Source organism: Gordonia sp. w5E2 (assembly GCF_036540975.1).
Lineage (GTDB): Bacteria > Actinomycetota > Actinomycetes > Mycobacteriales > Mycobacteriaceae > Gordonia > Gordonia jacobaea.
The window spans coordinates 804,423-822,183 of the sequence record NZ_CP144213.1 but is presented as its reverse complement, the minus strand read 5'-3'; the positions used below and the strand labels follow the sequence as shown (position 1 = coordinate 822,183).

General features: G+C 64.7%; 14 protein-coding genes. 4 read left to right on the top strand and 10 right to left on the bottom strand.

Annotation, left to right across the window (positions count from 1 at the left end):
• Window positions 1-4: 4 nt before the first annotated feature.
• The 3 genes from RND64_RS03695 to RND64_RS03685 all read left to right on the top strand — a co-directional run bounded on the left by RND64_RS03695 (window position 5) and on the right by RND64_RS03685 (window position 3,322).
• On the top strand, window positions 5-490 hold the full coding sequence (locus tag RND64_RS03695; protein ID WP_049697696.1) for a TspO/MBR family protein: 486 nt from the start codon (window positions 5-7) through the stop codon (window positions 488-490).
• Entirely contained in the window at window positions 487-1,713 is a 1,227-nt protein-coding gene (locus RND64_RS03690; protein ID WP_049697695.1) for an MFS transporter, read from the top strand. Before RND64_RS03695 ends, RND64_RS03690 begins: the two co-directional genes overlap by 4 nt.
• Before the next feature lie 232 nt (window positions 1,714-1,945).
• On the top strand, window positions 1,946-3,322 hold the full coding sequence (locus RND64_RS03685) for an acyltransferase (protein WP_049697694.1): 1,377 nt from the start codon (window positions 1,946-1,948) through the stop codon (window positions 3,320-3,322).
• Window positions 3,323-3,389: 67 nt separating this feature from the next.
• On the opposite strand, the gene RND64_RS03680 is transcribed toward RND64_RS03685, so the two are convergent.
• From RND64_RS03680 to RND64_RS03670, 3 genes are all read right to left on the bottom strand, one after another.
• A complete protein-coding gene (locus tag RND64_RS03680; RefSeq protein WP_005207466.1) occupies window positions 3,390-3,593 on the bottom strand; it encodes a cold-shock protein in 204 nt (67 codons plus the stop codon).
• A 144-nt stretch (window positions 3,594-3,737) separates the two neighbouring features.
• Window positions 3,738-5,609, bottom strand: a complete 1,872-nt coding sequence (locus tag RND64_RS03675) for an Ig-like domain-containing protein (RefSeq protein WP_049697693.1) — start codon at window positions 5,607-5,609, stop codon at window positions 3,738-3,740.
• 637 nt (window positions 5,610-6,246) lie between these two features.
• A complete protein-coding gene (locus tag RND64_RS03670; RefSeq protein WP_049697692.1) occupies window positions 6,247-6,942 on the bottom strand; it encodes a response regulator transcription factor in 696 nt (231 codons plus the stop codon).
• A 259-nt stretch (window positions 6,943-7,201) separates the two neighbouring features.
• Between RND64_RS03670 and RND64_RS03665 the strand changes: the two genes are divergently transcribed.
• Window positions 7,202-9,373 (top strand): sensor histidine kinase, encoded by a 2,172-nt coding sequence (locus RND64_RS03665; protein ID WP_152929998.1) that lies wholly within the window; start codon window positions 7,202-7,204, stop codon window positions 9,371-9,373.
• A gap of 326 nt (window positions 9,374-9,699) precedes the next feature.
• Here RND64_RS03665 and RND64_RS03660 read toward each other — a convergent pair whose 3' ends face one another.
• From RND64_RS03660 to RND64_RS03630, 7 genes are all read right to left on the bottom strand, one after another.
• Complete coding sequence (locus RND64_RS03660; RefSeq protein WP_049698038.1) at window positions 9,700-10,620, bottom strand: SGNH/GDSL hydrolase family protein; 921 nt, start codon at window positions 10,618-10,620, stop codon at window positions 9,700-9,702.
• 86 nt (window positions 10,621-10,706) lie between these two features.
• On the bottom strand, window positions 10,707-11,483 hold the full coding sequence (locus tag RND64_RS03655) for an enoyl-CoA hydratase (RefSeq protein ID WP_049697690.1): 777 nt from the start codon (window positions 11,481-11,483) through the stop codon (window positions 10,707-10,709).
• Window positions 11,432-12,574 (bottom strand): enoyl-CoA hydratase/isomerase family protein, encoded by a 1,143-nt coding sequence (locus tag RND64_RS03650; protein ID WP_083444304.1) that lies wholly within the window; start codon window positions 12,572-12,574, stop codon window positions 11,432-11,434. The genes RND64_RS03655 and RND64_RS03650 overlap by 52 nt, the downstream gene beginning before the upstream one ends.
• 81 nt (window positions 12,575-12,655) lie before the next feature.
• The gene (locus tag RND64_RS03645) at window positions 12,656-13,594 is read right to left on the bottom strand and encodes an aldo/keto reductase (protein WP_049697689.1); all 939 of its coding nucleotides are present in this window, start codon (window positions 13,592-13,594) and stop codon (window positions 12,656-12,658) included.
• A 45-nt stretch (window positions 13,595-13,639) separates the two neighbouring features.
• Window positions 13,640-14,014 (bottom strand): hypothetical protein, encoded by a 375-nt coding sequence (locus RND64_RS03640; protein WP_049698036.1) that lies wholly within the window; start codon window positions 14,012-14,014, stop codon window positions 13,640-13,642.
• A gap of 233 nt (window positions 14,015-14,247) precedes the next feature.
• A complete protein-coding gene (locus RND64_RS03635; RefSeq protein ID WP_152929997.1) occupies window positions 14,248-14,886 on the bottom strand; it encodes a hypothetical protein in 639 nt (212 codons plus the stop codon).
• Window positions 14,887-15,047: 161 nt separating this feature from the next.
• A complete protein-coding gene (locus tag RND64_RS03630; protein ID WP_049697687.1) occupies window positions 15,048-17,591 on the bottom strand; it encodes an ATP-dependent Clp protease ATP-binding subunit in 2,544 nt (847 codons plus the stop codon).
• Between the last annotated feature and the right edge of the window lie 170 nt (window positions 17,592-17,761).

The window sequence follows — 17,761 nt, the reverse complement described above, 5'->3', positions numbered from 1 at the left end:
TGGAGTGCGTCTGACAACACTTCTCGCCACGGGCCTGGGTACCGCAGCAGCGGCAGCCGTCGGCAGCATCGCGTCTCGCTCGGCACTGCAGTCGTGGTACCCGAAACTGAACAAGCCGTCGTATGTGCCACCCGATCTCGCATTCCCGATCGTGTGGACCGCACTCTATGCCGACATCGCGGTGACATCGGCGATCAGCATCGACGAACTGAACGAACACGACGCCGCCGAGGCGAAGAAGTACATCGCAGCGCTCGGGACCAATCTGGTGCTCAACGCCGGCTGGAGCTGGCTGTTCTTCGGCGCGCACCGACTCGGAGCGTCGGCGATCACCGCGTTGGCACTGACCGCGAGCAGCGCCGACCTCGCGCGGCGCACGGCCAAGGTCTCGCCGGGCGCGGGGGCCGCGCTGACGCCGTACCCGCTGTGGTGCGGCTTCGCGACGAAGTTGTCGACAGACGTCTGGCGGCTCAATCGCGCGCAGCGTTGACCGCCCCGACGTCGCCGCTACCCGCGCAGTCGACCGGGGTCTTCGCGTCACTGTCGGTACACAACTACCGCCTCTACTTCGGCGGTCAGGCGGTCTCGCTGATCGGGACGTGGATGCAGGCCACGGCGCAGGCCTGGCTGGTGCTCACGCTCAGCGGGTCGTCGTCGATCCTCGGTCTGATCGTCGCTCTGCAGGCGCTACCGATCCTGATCATCGGGCCGTATGCGGGCGTGATCGCCGACCGCGTCGACCGGCGTCTGCTCATGATCTTTCTGCAGTCGATCATGGGTGTGCTCGCGCTGGTGCTGGCGATCCTCACACTCGGCGGCTGGATCGAGGTGTGGCAGATCGCGATCCTCGCGCTACTCCTCGGGCTCAACAACGCATTCGAGAATCCGGCGCGACAGGCCTTCATCCACCAGATCGTCGGCGAATCGTTGATCCGCAACGCGGTTACCCTGAACTCCGTCATGGTGAACGCCGCGCGAGCGATCGGTCCCGCGGTGGCGGGCGTTCTACTCGCAGCCGTGGGCGCCGGATGGTGCTTCGTCATCAATGCGACGAGCTTCGTCGCGGTCGTGGTCTCACTCGTCGCGATGCGAACCTCGGAGATCTCCCACGAGATTCCCGTCCCCCGCGCCAAGGGACAGCTCCGTGAGGGCCTGCGCTACGTCCGGAGCAAACCCATCCTGTGGGTTCCGCTGGTCATGATGGCGCTCGTCGGCACGCTCGCATACGAGTTCCAGGTATCGCTCCCCGTTGCCGCCCGTGACGTCTTCGACGGCGGACCGCAGGCTTTCGGATTCATGACGTCGTCGATGGGGGTCGGCGCGGTCGTCGGCGGCCTCATCGTCGCCGCACGCGGCACCACAGGCCTGCGCACGCTGATCGTGACCGCGACCGGATTCGGCATCACCATCGCGGTGACAGCGGCAGCACCCAGCTTGTGGCTGGCGATCGTGGCGCTGTTTTTCGTCGGCTGGCTCAGCGTCTCGTTCATGTCGACGGGCAACGCGACGCTTCAGCTCAACTCACGCCCGCAGATGCGCGGTCGGGTGATGGCACTGTGGTCGGTCGCCTTCATGGGGTCGACACCGATCGGCGGACCGTTGATCGGTGCGATCACCCAGGTGGCCGGGGCGCGCACGGGGCTCGCCGTTGGTGCGGCGTCGTGCTTCGTCGCCGCGGCAATCGGGCTCGCGGTGTGGCGGCGCACCCGCTGACCAGCAATTACCCGATTCGGCGCAAACCGGACGTCGATTAGGCCCGACAGCTGTCTCACAGCAAGAATCACAGGATCGGGGAGTACCGTTCCTCGATGCAACACACCATTTAGGGCGACTCATGATCTCTGGTCGCCGGGTTAACGGAGGGTGAGCAATCGTAAGCCAGCAGACGACGCCGCGACTGCCAGAACCCGAAGGCTCCCCCGAAAGCGACAAAGCAGACACAACGGTGCTGGCCGAAACGCCGTCGCTGACCGAGAAACCGTCGCTGAACGAAAAACCCCGCCGCGACAAGCACCTGTATCAGATCGATCTGGTCCGGCTCGTGACCTTCGGAGGCGTGATCCTCGATCACGTCATGATCGGCATCACCGCCGCGACAAGTGTTGCCGCAGGCTCCGTCGAGGTCTTTCTTCGCTACACCCGATATGGCTTCTTCGCGCTCACCGGCTTTGTGCTGACGTATCAGTACCGAAACCGCAGCCTCGAACCGATCAGCTTCTGGCGCCGTCGATTCAAGCTCATCGGTCTGCCCTTCGTGACGTGGACACTGTTCTACTGGCTGTACGGGCGATACCGTATCGGCGGCCTGGAGACGTTGAAAGGCATTGTCGCCGATCAACATTCGATGGTGACCGCAGCCAAGAGCATCGGCTACGACCTCATCACCGGCAACGCGATGTATCACCTGTACTTCTTGTCGGTGAGCATGCAGATCTACCTGTTCTTCCCGCTCATCCTCGCGATCCTCAAGCGCACGTGGGGTTTTCACCGTTACCAGTTGATCGTGAGCTTCGCGATCCAGGTGACGTTGATGTACCTCATGGTCCGTCCGCCGCTCGACATATTTGCCGACGGCGTCGGCGGCGTGATCTGGACGCACCTGGTCATCACGATTTTCCCGTATCAGTTCTTCATCCTCGCGGGATGTGTCGCTGCCATGCACTACGAGGCGTTCCAGGCGTTCGTGATCCGTTGGCGCTGGGCACTTCTCGCGGCGTGTGTCGCGACCATCGGCGCCACGCTCGCGTACTACCTGCACATCACGTCGACCGGCACGAGCGTCGCGCGCGCCACCAACGTGTTCCTGCCACACAACGTCTACGCATTCATCGCGATCATCATGATGTTGTACTGCCTGGGCACCATCTGGCAGCAGCGTCGAACACCGGGGTCGGTCCCCGACAAGATTCTCCGCACGGCGTCGGACAGATCGTTCGGGATCTACCTCGCGCATCCCCTCGCGCTGAGCGCGCTGCTGCCCACCATCGCACCGGCGTCGTGGCCCGGTGTTCCGCGCGTGATCTTTGCCTACGCGGCCACCGTTGCGGCAACCATCTTCGTGGTCGAGGTGCTTCGACGCAGCCCCATCAGCCTGATCACCACCGGTCGTAATCGCCTCGATTGGCGATCGCAGAATGTCGGCCGATCGCTGGCCGTCGCGGCGGTGGCGGTTGTCGGCGGAGTGATCGCCTCAGAGGTGTTCGACGTCTGGGCCGGCTACCTGTTCGCCGCGACCGGAGCGCTACTCGCGATCTCCGCCGGGATCGTCGCGTGGCATCATTGGCGCAACCGTGACGACGAGTTCACCGAACAGCCGGTCTGATAAAACCAGCGTGCACGAAAAAGCCCCGACGACATCGTCGGGGCTTTTTACCTGTGTCTGATGTAAATCAGAGAGCGGTCACGTTGGTGGCCTGAAGTCCTTTGGCGCCCTGTTCGACGTCGAACTCGACGCGCTGCTGCTCCTCGAGGCTGCGGAAGCCGCTGCCCGTGATGGCGGAGTAGTGAACGAACACGTCCTGGCTCTGGTCATCGGGAGCAATGAAGCCGAAGCCCTTCTCGCCGTTGAACCATTTGACGGTGCCCTGAGTCATGCAATTTCTCTTCCTGTTTTGCTGAGCCGTCAGTTCGACGACCCGACTTCTAGTGTGTCACACATTGGGGCCTGTCCACGATCCGATGTCCACAAGGACACGAATCCCTTCGAGCGGACGACATTCGCTGGGCGAATCGGCCGATCACACCGAGACCGCGGGGGCGTTGATCGTGATCGCCTGCGATGCAATGCCGCCGTGGCCGTCGTCGACCGTGATCACGAAGCTGTCAGGGTTGGTCGAGCCCGGAGTGTCGGGGCTATAGGTCCATGTGCCAGTCGTCGGATCGATGACCACCGCGCCGTGGGCCGGCTGACCACTGACCGAATAGGCCAGTGTGTCTCCGTCAGCGTCCGAGCCGTGCGCAGTTCCGGTCACGACGCCCGTCGGGATCACACTCAGGGTGGCATCGGAGTTGGCGGTGTAGAGACGCGTGCCATCCGGGGTGAGCGCGACGCCGTTCGGCTGCGCGCTCACCGCGTACGTCCCGAGAACCTGCTGGTAGGTCGGGCTCTGCGGATCGACGTCGATGACCGAGACGACTCGTGCCGTTTCTTGGCTGACGTACAGGAGCTTGCCATCTCCGCTGACTGCAGCGCCAGTCACCCCAATCGCGTCGATCGTGGCGATCTCCTGTTGGTAGGTGCTGCTGGCGGGATCCATGTCGATGATGCAGACGGAACTGGTTACGGAATCGGATATTGCCAGGTAAAGACGTGTGTTGTCCGGACTGACCGCCACACCATAGACATATGGGCGTGACGGATAGGTCGCGATCACCGTCCCCTGGGTCGAGCCACCCCTGACGTCGATGGCAACGACGCCGTCGAGGGTGTTCGTATACAACGTGTTGCCATCGGGGCTCAGTGTCACGGCGACGGGCACGTCTGGGACGGCGATCCTCGCAACGGCGGTGCCCATGGTCGAACTCGTCGGATCGAGGTCGATCACGTTCACAAACTTCCTGAGCGCATTATCGATGATGTAGGGCGAGCTATCGGCGACGTAGAGAGTCTTGCCGTCCGGCGTGACGGCCACTCCCGTCGCACGATGGGAAGACACCTCCGTGACGACCTGGTTGTAGGTTGGGCTGGCTGGATCGGCGTCGACGACCACGACCCTGTTCCAACGAACGTCGCCGACAAAGGCGTACTTGCCGTTCGAGCTCACCGTCACCGCGGCGGGCCAACTTGCGTCGGTCAATTGAATAGTGCCGGCAGTTGGCGCATTCGAGGTCACCGACAACGTGGGTGCCTGGTTCTCCGGGGTGATCGGCACGACGACCGAGGCAGTCTGACCCGCCGTTGTGGTCGCCGACAAGTAGTGCGAGTGAACGGGATTCGACGATGTGTCGTCAGATACCGACACGGCGAACGAGTCGGTCGTCGTAGCGGTACTTGATGTGTCACTGAGCGAATGAGCGTATGCGGGGTCGGGCGTGTAGGTGTACGTGCCGTCCGGATTGATCACCACCGTGCCGTGTTCGGGTTGAGTGAGGACGGTGTAGGTCAGCACATCACCGTCGGGGTCGCTGGCGCCGAGTGACCCGGTGACCACACCGGTCGATGCATCCACCAGCGGCGTCGAGGGCGACACCGTCGGATACGAATTGAAGAACCGTCGATTGACCTGCTGCCACGCCGCCCACGCGAACACCAGCGCAGGCGCCGGCGCGGGGGCGCTTGGGTCATGCGCCACAAGCGGATTGAACCCCAGCACGCTGAACAGCGTCGCAATGAACTTCGTCGGCGCATTCACCACTCGCACCCCACCCGACGTCGTCACCGGCGCGGGACCCGAACCGACGACCACCTGCGTCGCAGACGCGTCGGCAGCGGTACCGGCCAACGGGTTCACGACCGACAGAGACGCCACGCGGGAAGTCGGGATCTCGACGACCGCCGCACTGTCCGGGGTAGCGCTGCGAGGTGTGGCGGTGTCGCTGCGTGGTGTGGCGGTGTGTGGGCTGTCGCCCGACGACGCCGCGGCCGACGTTGAGGGTGCACCGGATGTCACTGTGCGAATCGACGGCGCAGACGGCGCTCCTGTCGGCTGGTCGACGTGTGAAGGTGTCGACGTGTCCGCGGGCGGATCGGTCTCGGTCGGCGTAGCGGGGGGCGCGATGGGCTGCGACGTCGTCGACCCAGCGTCCGACGACCCAGGGCTAGTGGAACCAGGGCTAGTGGAACCAGGACTAGTAGAACCAGGACTCGGCGAACCAGCATCCGAAGACGGTGTCTCCGCGGGCGCGGCCTGCGAGTGTGCGTCCGGTGGTGTGGCAGTCGATGGTGTGGCAGTCGGGTCCGACGAGCCGGTCGGCCCCTCTGTCGATACCGAGGAGTCAGCGGGCGCGGCCTGTGCAACCGAGGAGATCGTCGCCTGCCCTCCCCACCACAACACAGCACCGATCCCCGCACCCGCCACCGCCGCCCGCACCCTGCGAGTCGAACCGCTACATCTGGCCTGGGTCATCGTGTTGTCTCGGTCATCGGGTGGTCTCGGTCATCGTCACTCCTCAGTGATGGGGAAGCCTCGCGTCGGCCGCGCAGAGTCGACACGCGGGCGGCGCGCGCCCGCACCGCAAACGATTCCAACTACTGCGATCACTGGAAAGCCCCATCATTTGGGGACACAATTGCCGTATCGGAGGCGGCTATTTCGGCGGATTCCGACGCGGCATAGGAAGCCAGCCGTCTTCTACGGCTCTTTTGTAGAGGTCCGTCTTCGTCGGAGCGTCGCGATGCACCTCGCGGTACTTGCTACGAATGCGCTCGATGTATTCGTTGACGGTGTCCGGAGAGAGCCCCATGACCCGAGCGACGTGAGCCCCCGATCCGCCTGCGGCGTACAGTTCCAACACTTCTCTCAGTCGCGTGGGAAGGTCGACGAATTGCGGGTCTGAGTCGAGCGCCGCCGCCCAATCCATCGACACAACGGTCGACCCCGCCGCTGCCGTACGCACCGCTGCGCACACCTCTGCCTTCGTCGCGTTCTTGCGGACGACGCCAAGAGTTCCAGCACCTGCCGCATCCCGAACCAAATAGGGTTCGTCTCCTGACGTGTAGACGAGCGTCGCTACTCCGGCTTGCGATAACTCGGCGATGTTGCGCGCAGGCGTCGACCCGTCACCGAGTCGGAGATCGAGAACGACCAGGTCAAGTGGGACGCCCATGTCGGGAGAGCCGGGTCCGAGCTGAGCAAGGAGTTCTTCGACGGTGTGCGCGCCGACAACCAATTGCAGGTCACGTGTATCCGCGAAGAAACCCCGTAAGCCCTCGATCACCGAATCGTGATCATCGATGACTCCGATTCGCCGGATCTGACTTTCGGATTCTTCCGAATTCACCATGGGATAGTCCCTTCGGGAAAGTGGTCGGAATGTGCTCTCTACGAGACAGCACGAGCTGCTTGGGGGAATAATGCGGGCGGTGACCGCACGGCAATTCCCCCGACCATATCGGTCGGTGTCCGAGTTCCGTCGGAACAGTGCGAGGCGACCATCGAAGAATGCCACGCACCAATCGCCCACCGCGGACTCCGCTGCCTCTCGAACGGCTGTCTCTCGAACGCTTCGCTACTACGGATTGTTTGCGGGCGCGGCCTACTGCGTGTTCATTCCATTTCTGATTCCCGCAGTAGCGCAAGCACGCTCGATATCGGCGTGGTGGTGGACTCCGACGGCATTGATCTGTGCAGCACTCCCGGGCGTCATCGTCGGAGTTCATTGCCTGATCTCGGCCAATCCGGTCCGGCTCCGACGGTGGGCCGCCCTCGGAGCACTCGGTGTGCTCGTGGCGGAACTCCTCTGGTGGCCTGCGTGGAACGGCACACCGCTCGACGATGCCACCGTCTACTGGCTCGGACCCTTCGTGGTGTTGGGCACGATCTGCGCGATGATCGCATGGAAACCTGCCCCGGCAGCTCTGTATCTGATCGTCTGCGCGATCACGATCAAGGTCACCGGCAATGTGACCCAGGGGATTTCGTCGCCGGCGACGATGATTGCCGACGCCGCGTGCAGCGCGGCATTTGCCATCGTGCCGTTCGCACTCGGCGTGTCCGGATTGCGCATCGCGGCCACCCTCGACCGCAACTCTGCCGCTGAGATCGCCCTCGCCGAGCAGACGGCTGCGACCCGCGCGCGGTTGGCCGAACGCGCGCTCACACGGGCGATCACCCACGACGAGATCATGTCCACTCTTCTTGAGGCCGCACGAAACCCGGACTCGCCTCGACTCCCCTCTCGTGCAACCGCAACGCTGGTCGCGCTCGACGACGCCCTGCGCGAGACGACGTCGGGTCTCAATCCAGAACCTGCCGGGGTCGTGCGCAGGCTCAGCGAGGCCGCGCAGCACAACGATCCCGGCATGACTGTGAGCAGCGACGTGCGCGCATCCGCCGGATCGACATTTCCGCAGGTGTCCGTGGAAGCGTTGGTCGGCGCGACCGCGGAGGCCGCTCGCAACTGCTTTCGGCACGTTCCACCCGAGTGCAGCCGATCCTGCCGAATACTCGTCGAAGATCATGGGATCGAGGTCACCATCGGTGATGACGGGCCTGGTTTCGATCGCCTTGCTGTGCCACGTGAGCGGCTCGGACTCGCGATGTCCGTCGAGGAACGATTACGGCGGGTCGGTGGTGAGGCGACCGTCGACTCCGGTCCCGGCAGGGGCACCACCGTGACGCTCGTCTGGCACAGGCCTGCCGATCCCGTCCGCGTCGATGAACCCGACCCACTCCGCCTGCGTTCATCCACCGCTCGGGTGCTCGCTGCGTCGATCGTCATCGTCCTTGCTGCGGCTGCTGCACTCAATCCGGGTTCCGCTCCCTGGTGGGTCCCGGTAGGGATCGTCGTCATGATGGCGGTCGCGGTCGCGTTCCTGGTCGGCGGCGCAACAGACGTCCTGCGCCCACTGCCGGCACTCTTCGTCGCAGCGGTGCCCGCGCTCATGTGCGCCACCTACCTCTTCGCACTCGAAGACACCACGCAGGCGATTCCCCTGTGGGTGACCGGCCCACCGGCGCTGATCGCGGCACTGCTCGCGATGAGGGGACGGCCCGCCACAGCGATCATCGGCTTCGCCGTTGCCCTGGCGGTGACAGGTCTGTGGTCGTACGCCGCCACGGGCAACGCACTTCCCGGAATTCTGCTGATCGGCCCCTCTGGCGGCTTCGTCGCGATCGGCATCGTGTTTGCGCGGGTCAATCGAACGCTGGCGCGTGATCTGACCGACAGTCGACAACGAACGGCAGAAGCTGCGGGCAACGTCGCCGCGGCGCGTGCCGCGGCCCAGGAACGCGCCCGACAACTCGAACCGGTCACCGCATTGGCCCGACCGCTCCTGCTGCGACTCTGCGGAGGCGAGCGCCTTGACGACGCAACCCGAACCGAATGCAGCCTCACCGAGGCGCGGCTACGAGATCTGTTGCGTTCCAGGGCATTGTGCACTCCGGACATCAACGCCGCGGTCGACGATGCCCGACGTCGAGGGGTCGCGGTGAGCCTCCTCGACGACCGCGGACTCGATCGCCCCGACAGCGACGCCCCGGATCCTCTCGACAAGTCCACACGCGAGCTGATCATCGGCACGCTCCGCCGAGCGGCGGACGGCGCAGTCCGCATACGTGCGCTGCCACGGCACCGCACGTTTGCTGTGAGCGTCGTCGCCGAGGCCGACGACCGATGCGAGTGGGTCGGAGTCGACGCTGATGGCCGGGTCCGCACGACAGTCACCGAGATGGGGATTACCGACCTGGGATTCATAGAATCACCGAGATGACGGAGGTTCCCTCTCGGCGACCGTCGTGTTCGGAGGCACCGACCGTCGTCGAAACGTCACGCTCGGATGTAGACGCCGCCCAGCTCGCGGCCCCCTCCCCAGGGCACCACGCGAGCTGGGCAGATAACAGCGGCGGCAATGGTCACAACAACCTGCACCCACGAGATCTCCATCCACACTGACATTCGTCCGACGGCGGCCTACCCCCTCACCCCGGTGGCACCGGAGCCATGACCAACGCTAAAGGCACCCCGCCTCACGCACATGCCCCAGCTTTCAGGGACACCGACTGGGACGCCGGCTTTCAGGAAAAATCGGGCGCCGGATCAGGCGACCGGACCGCCGAGCGATTCGACGACGAGGCCCGCGACGCCGGCCTTGCCGCGCGTCGTCGGGTGATACGGAATCGGCGGAGCGAACCCGCGCAGCCACGGCTGTGCAGAACACACGGTGTAGTCGGCGCCGGCGACCGACGCCTGGACCAGGTCGACGCCTGTCTCGTGTGCCGCCAGCGCTGTGGCGTCCGCGAGTCTGTCGAAGATCCGCACCGTCTGCGCAGTCTGCTCGGGCGTGAGTGGCAGCAGGTCGCATGGCGCCTCACCCGCGACGGTGAGCGGTGGGTAGTCGACGAGCACCACTCGCGCGTGAGGAGCACGCAGCTTGATCTCCAACACCGTTTGGATCAATAGGCGCTGAACCCTCGCGTAGTCGGCGTCGGTGGGTTCCGCGGCGATCCGATGCCCGGTGTGACAACTCCTGGCGGCCGGCCCCAAAGCTTTGTCGACGCCGCTCGCGACGTTGTTGCAACTCATCGCGAGCAATCGACCGATGTAGTCGATGTCGTTTCCGCCACTGGTGACGGTCACGAGCGCGGTGTTGCGGGTGACGGCATCGATCTGCTTATGCGCGAGGAATCGTTGCGGCTTGTCGACGATGTTCTCCGTCGTCGCACCCGAACACGTGGCGTCGACCAGTCGCAGGCGCATCGCTTTGGCCACCCGATTGGGGTAGTTGTCGGGGCTGCGGAAGCAGACGTTCAGTCGCGTCGGTACGGCGTCTGGACCCGCGGCGTACGAACTTCCGAGCGCCACATACGCCGGCGGTGTCTCAGCGGAGGCACGGACGGCAGGCTTGACGGTCGGCCCATGCGACGTGCCGTCTCCGCTGACGCCGGGCACGACCACTGCCGCGGCAGCGAGAAGTGCACCGGCGGCAATACCCATGCGGCGGAACAGGCGTCGAGACACGCCTGTGATCTTCCCATATTCCTGGCGCAGACCGTCGCGACCACACCCGTCGCCCCTCATGACCGCCGGTCGGCGATCGATCGGGTTCAGCGGTTACGGAAATCCGGCTCGCGCTTGGCCACGAACGCCGCCATGCCCTCGGTCTGGTCGTCGGTGGCGAACGTCGAGTAGAACAGGCCGCGTTCGGCACGCACACCCTCTGTCAGTGTCGTCTCGAAGGCACGATTCACCGCATCCTTGGCCAGCCCCGCCGCGATCGACGACTTGCCCGCGATCGTCACGGCAACCTCTTTCGCTGTCGCGAGGCATTCGGCGGCCGGCACGACGCGGGAGACGAGTCCGGCACGCTCGGCCTCATCGACCTTCATCTGGCGACCCGTGAGGATCAGATCCATCGCCTTGGCCTTGCCGATGGCGCGCGTCAGGCGCTGCGAACCGCCGATACCGGGGATGACCCCCAGGTTGATCTCCGGTTGCCCGAACACCGCGTTGTCGCCCGCGATGAGGATGTCGCAGAGCATCGCGAGTTCGCAGCCGCCTCCGAGTGCGTAGCCGGTCACCGCGGCGATGGTCGGGGTGCGCAGCCGTGAGAGGTTGTCCCAGGCGCCGAAGAACGACTCGCTGACCACTTCACTGAAGGTCTTGTCGGACATCTCCTTGATGTCGGCGCCCGCTGCAAAGGCACGCTCGGAGCCGGTAATGACGATGGCGCCGATGTCCGGATCGGCGTCGAATTGCTCTGCCGCAGCGACGACTTCGTTCATCAGCGTGGTGTTCAGCGCGTTGAGCGCTTTCGGTCGGTTCAGCGTGATCACACCGATTCCATCGGCACTCTCGGTGATGATCGTCTCGTACTCGGACATTCGATTCCTCCTAGACGGGTTGTGGTCTCGAGCGAGAGTTCACAGGCTGCAGGCAGCGGGGCGAACACGGCGTCGAGCGACGCGGCGGCCGACGCATGATCCGAGGTCCACGCCGGGGTGCGATCCTTGTCGATCACCTGCGCGCGGATTCCCTCGGCCATGTCGGGATGCTGCAGGAAGCGCAGCGAGACGCGATACTCACGACGCAGTGTCTGCGCGAGGTCGGATTCCTTGTGGCGCAACGCGTACAGGGTTGCGGCCAACGAGGCCGGACTCTTCGACGCAATCCGATCCGCGGCACGATCGGCCGACTCGACACCAACCGCTCGACACCCCTCGATGATCTCCGACACCGTGTCGGCTGCGAAAGCCTCACGTATCCAGTCTCTTTCGGCGTCGAGCGTCGATGCGGGCGGCGTCACGGCGTAGCGAGACAGCGCGGCGTCGACGCCGTCGGAGACGATGGAATCACGGAAGGCGTCGAGATTCTCGGCCGGGACGTAGTGGTCGGCGAGGCCCATGGCGATCGCGTCGGCACCGGACAGCGTGCCGCCGGTCAGCGCCGCGTACGTACCGAGTTGGTCCGGCACGCGTGCGAGAAGGAATGTCCCGCCGACGTCCGGCACGAAGCCGATACCGACCTCCGGCATGGCCAGACGAGTTCTGTCGGTGACGACGCGCGTGTTGCCGTGCGCGGAGATACCGACGCCGCCACCCATCACGATTCCGTCCATGATCGCGACGTAGGGCTTGGGATAGGTCGAGATGTCGAGGTTGAGGCGGTACTCGTCCGCCCAGAAGCGGCCGGACGGGCTGTTCGCGGTCGCGGCGTCGTCTCCCCCTCCACCCGACGAGAGCTTTGACGCGTCTCGATGGATGGCCGCGATGTCGCCCCCTGCGCACAGCCCACGCTCACCCGCACCTGCGACGACGACTGCGTCGATGGCGGGGTCGTTCGCCCACGTGCGCAAAGCGTCGTGCATGGAGAGCGCCATCGGATGATCGAGCGCATTGATGGACGCGGGCCGATTGAGTGTTATCTGCCCGATCCGTCCGACCACATCGATGAGAACCGTCGGCTGATCCGTCATGAGTGCACTCCTCGCTGTCGCGCGCCTACCTTCCCCCCCAAATACTTGCACATCCTAGTATTCGGGTGCCAGTCGCCTGACCTACGGGACGCGATGCCCGGCGGCGCGGAACAGTTCGTACCACTCCGGACGGGTGAGCGGAATGTCGGAACCTTTCGACGCGGCGGCGACGCGTGCGGGGGTGGTGGTGCCGAGAACCACCTGCATCTGGGCAGGATGTCGCGTGATCCACGCCGTGGCGATCGCGATCGGTGCGACGTCGTATTTCGCTGCGAGCCTGTCGATCACGGTGTTCAGTTCCGGGTAGCGGTCGGATCCGAGGAAGACGCCGTCGAAGAATGTGGCCTGGAACGGCGACCACGCCTGGACGGTGATGTCATTGAGGCGGCAGTAGTCGAGCACGCCCCCGCCGTCGAGGGTCTGCGCCTGCCCCTCGCCCGCCATATTCGCTGCAACACCTTGCGCGATGATCGGCGCGTGGGTGATCGACAGTTGCAGCTGATTGGCGACGATCGGTTGTGTCACAGACCTTTTCAGCAGTTTGATCTGCCGTGGCGTGTGATTGGACACCCCGAAGTGGCGCACCTTGCCCGCCTGTGCCAGGTCGTCGAAGGCGCGTGCCACCTCGTCGGGCTCGACCAGGGCGTCGGGTCGATGCAGGAGCAGGATATCGAGGTGGTCGGTGTCGAGTGCCCGCAGCGATCCGTCGACGGCCTCGACGATGTGGTCGTACGAGAAGTCGTAGTAGGGACCATCTTTGACGATGCCCGCCTTCGACTGGATCGTGATCTGCTCACGCTCCGACGACGAGAACCGCAGGGCCTGCGCGAACCGTTGTTCGCATCCGTGCGCAGGTGCTGTGCCGTAGATGTCGGCGTGGTCGAAGAAGTCGATGCCCGCGTCGCGGGCCACCCCGACGAGCTCGCGGATCTCGTCGTCGGAGCGGTCCTGGATACGCATCATCCCCAGGACGACATTGGGCACGGTGACATCAGTGGCGCCGAGCGCGATTCGTTTCATCACGCCGATGGTAGGCGCCACTGAGTCAGCCGCTGCACACGCGCGCTAGACGCCGTAGCTGGTGTCGACGTAGCCGTCACCGTTGGTGTCGTAGTTCGCGGTGTCGACGTAGCCGTCGCCATTGGTGTCGTAGTTCGCGGTGTCGACGTAGCCGTCACCGTTGGTGTCGTAGTTCGCGGTATCGACATAGCCGTCGCGGTTGGTGTCGGCGTACTGCGTGTCGATGTAGCCGTCGCCATTGGTGTCGCTCTCACGGACATCGACTCGTCCGTCACCGTTGGTATCGGTGTACCGAACGTCGGCGTAGCCGTCGCCATTGGTGTCCTGGAGTTTCACGTCGGCGTAACCGTCACCGTTGGTGTCCTTGAGCTGAACATCCACGTAGCCGTCGCCGTTGGTGTCGTAGCTTGCAGTCGCCATGATCATGGTCCTTTCGAGGAGTGGATCTCCGGTGGTCGTCAACGCTTTCTGCGTTGTCATTACATTGGATGCGGCCAAAGCACTGACATGTTCCCCCGTGCCGGAATCTTTTTCCGACGCCTCACCTTAGACATGCGAAGAGCCCGGCACCACGGGCGGTACCAGGCTCTTCGCTGCTGAATTTTCTATCGGATCGCGACGCTGGCCGGCGCCTACCTTCGTCAGCCGATCGGTCATCTGCGGTGCTCGTCGAGAATGGTGTGCAGCACCTCCTCGGCGGCGATCAGCTCACGCCATCGCTCGGTGCCGCGTGGCGCTGTGGCCGTCGTGGTGAACACCACCGCGCGGCCGCCGACGATCTCCACCGCCAGTCCGGTTCGCGAAATCGCTTGTGCGCGACGGCCGATGTCGGTCCATCGTGGGTCGGCGAGCAACGAATCGACGGCGGCCTCGTCGCAATCGCGTGACACTCGCACCGCCATGCCTGTGCCCTTCGACGACACCTTGCGCGACCCCCGCGACCCGAACCGGCCCGCGAGTCGGTGATGGCCGTACGGCACCAACCGCCATCCGATCTCGACATGCGGCAACGCAACCCGCGTGTGATCGGGCGCCGCGCGACCAGCGACGTCGTACACCGGCTGGTCGTACTCGTCGTTGAACACCTCGAGGTGTGAGGCCAGCACACCGCCGGGGCCCTCGATCGCCCATGCCTGCCATCGGGCGCCACGTCGCCGGAGGTCGTGGACATCGACGCCGGCGTAGGTCGGCGGCTGGATGGCCGAGAGGTCCACCGACGTGGCCGTGGCCCATCCGAGTTGCGCGCCGACCTCATACAACGCGGTCGGCGCATTGGGCCCACGTCGAAACATCCCGATGTCCTTTCGGCACGCACTGCCCTTTCGGGCAGACGCTGTCCTTCTGGCGGACGCTGCGGCAACTACCCGAGAAGATACAGCGCAGGGGCGCAACAGCTTTTACTGTTGCACCCCTGCACTTGTCGATCTATTGACTTGTCGGTCTTTCGACTGACTCAGGCGTCGCTCTTGCCCTCGCCTGCCTTGCTCAGCTCCACCGGAGCGTCGGGCAGCTCGCGCGGCTTCTCCGAACCGACGAAGGTGAACTTCGCGTCCTCGCCTTCGCCTTCGCCGTCCCAGTTCTCGACGTCGATCAGCACGATCTGCCCCGGCTCGACCTCGCCGAACAGGATCTTCTCCGAAAGCTGATCCTCGATCTCACGCTGGATGGTGCGACGCAGCGGGCGCGCACCGAGAACCGGATCGAAACCACGCTTGGCCAACAGCGACTTGGCCTTGTCCGTGACCTCGATGGCCATGTCCTTGTTGCGCAGCGCGGTCTCGACGCGTGCCAGCATCAGGTCGACCATCTGGATGATCTCGTCCTGGGTGAGCTGGTGGAACACGACGATGTCGTCGATGCGGTTGAGGAACTCCGGCCGGAAGTGCTTCTTGAGCTCGTCGTTGACCTTCTGCTTCATCCGCTCGTACTGCGAGCCGTCGGAGCCGGTCTTCGAGAATCCGAGGCCGACTGCCTTCGAGATGTCGGAGGTACCGAGGTTCGAGGTGAAGATCAGCACCGTGTTCTTGAAGTCGACGGTACGGCCCTGGCCGTCTGTGAGACGTCCGTCCTCGAGGACCTGCAACAGGGTGTTGTAGATCTCCGAGTGCGCTTTCTCGATCTCGTCGAACAGGACGACCGAGAACGGCTTGCGGCGCACCTTCTCGGTGAGCTGGCCGCCCTCTTCGTAGCCGACGTATCCGGGAGGCGCACCGAACAGACGCGACGCGGTGAAGCGGTCGTGGAACTCGCCCATGTCGATCTGGATGAGCGCGTCGTCCTCGCCGAACAGGAAGTTGGCGAGCGCCTTGGAGAGCTCGGTCTTACCGACACCGGACGGGCCGGCGAAGATGAACGAGCCCGACGGGCGCTTCGGGTCTTTCAGCCCTGCGCGGGTACGACGGATCGCCTTCGACACGGCCTTGACCGCGTCTTCCTGGCCGATGATCCGCTTGTGCAGCTCGTCCTCCATGCGGAGCAGACGGGTGGTCTCCTCCTCGGTGAGCTTGAACACCGGAATGCCGGTCCAGTTACCGAGGACCTCGGCGATCTGCTCGTCGTCGACCTCGGCCACGACGTCCATATCGCCACTGCGCCACTGCTTTTCACGCTCGGCGCGCTCGTTGACGAGTTGCTTCTCCTTGTCGCGCAGGCTTGCGGCCTTCTCGAAGTCCTGCGCGTCGATCGCGCTTTCCTTCTCCTTGCGCGCGTCGGCGATGCGCTCGTCGAACTCGCGCAGGTCTGGCGGTGCGGTCATCCGGCGGATGCGCATGCGCGCGCCGGCCTCGTCGATGAGGTCGATCGCCTTGTCGGGCAGGAAGCGGTCGTTGATGTACCGATCGGCAAGGGTTGCCGCTGCGACGAGAGCTCCGTCGGTGATGGACACGCGGTGGTGCGTCTCGTAGCGGTCGCGCAGACCCTTGAGGATCTCGATGGTGTGCTCCACCGACGGCTCGCCGACCTGCACCGGCTGGAAGCGACGCTCGAGTGCTGCGTCCTTCTCGATGTACTTGCGGTACTCGTCGAGCGTGGTGGCACCGATGGTCTGCAGCTCGCCGCGGGCCAGCTTCGGCTTGAGGATGCTCGCCGCGTCGATTGCGCCCTCTGCGGCACCGGCACCGACGAGCGTGTGCAGCTCGTCGATGAACAGGATGATGTCGCCGCGGGTGTTGATCTCCTTGAGGACCTTCTTGAGGCGTTCCTCGAAGTCGCCGCGGTAACGGCTGCCTGCGACCAGCGAACCGAGGTCGAGCGTGTAGAGCTGCTTGTCCTTGAGCGTCTCGGGCACCTGGCCGTTGACGATGGCCTGCGCCAGTCCCTCGACGACGGCGGTCTTGCCGACGCCGGGCTCGCCGATCAGAACAGGGTTGTTCTTGGTGCGGCGGCTCAAGACCTGCATGACCCGCTCGATCTCTTTCTCGCGCCCGATGACGGGGTCGAGTTTGCCCTCGGCGGCGGCCGCGGTCAGGTTTCTGCCGAACTGGTCGAGGACGAGCGAGGTCGACGGCGTGCCTGCCTCGCTGGAACGACCGCCGGTGCCCGCCTCCTGCGGCTCCTTGCCCTGGTAGCCGGACAGGAGCTGGATGACCTGCTGGCGGACCCGGTTGAGGTCGGCGCCGAGCTTGACCAGAACCTGCGCGGCAACGCCCTCGCCCTCGCGGATGAGGCCGAGCAGGATGTGCTCTGTACCGATGTAGTTGTGGCCGAGCTGCAGCGCTTCACGCAGCGACAACTCGAGGACCTTCTTGGCACGCGGCGTGAACGGGATGTGCCCCGACGGCGCCTGCTGACCCTGGCCGATGATCTCCTCGACCTGGCTGCGGACGCCCTCGAGGGAGATCCCCAGAGACTCCAGTGCCTTGGCGGCAACGCCCTCACCCTCGTGGATCAGACCCAGGAGGATGTGCTCGGTGCCGATGTAGTTGTGGTTGAGCATCCGCGCCTCTTCTTGGGCCAGAACCACAACCCGGCGTGCGCGGTCGGTGAACCGTTCGAACATTGTTCTCCCTCACATTGCTAGCGCCCCGGCCGTCGATGTCTTCAAGCCTCTTGGCGACAACTGCGGTGGTGTCGGATATACGACGACCAGCCTGGCTTCCACTGTAGTGGTCAACTGGAGTGCACCTGCACTTAACGTCTGCACAGGTCGCAACGAAAACAGGTGTCGGC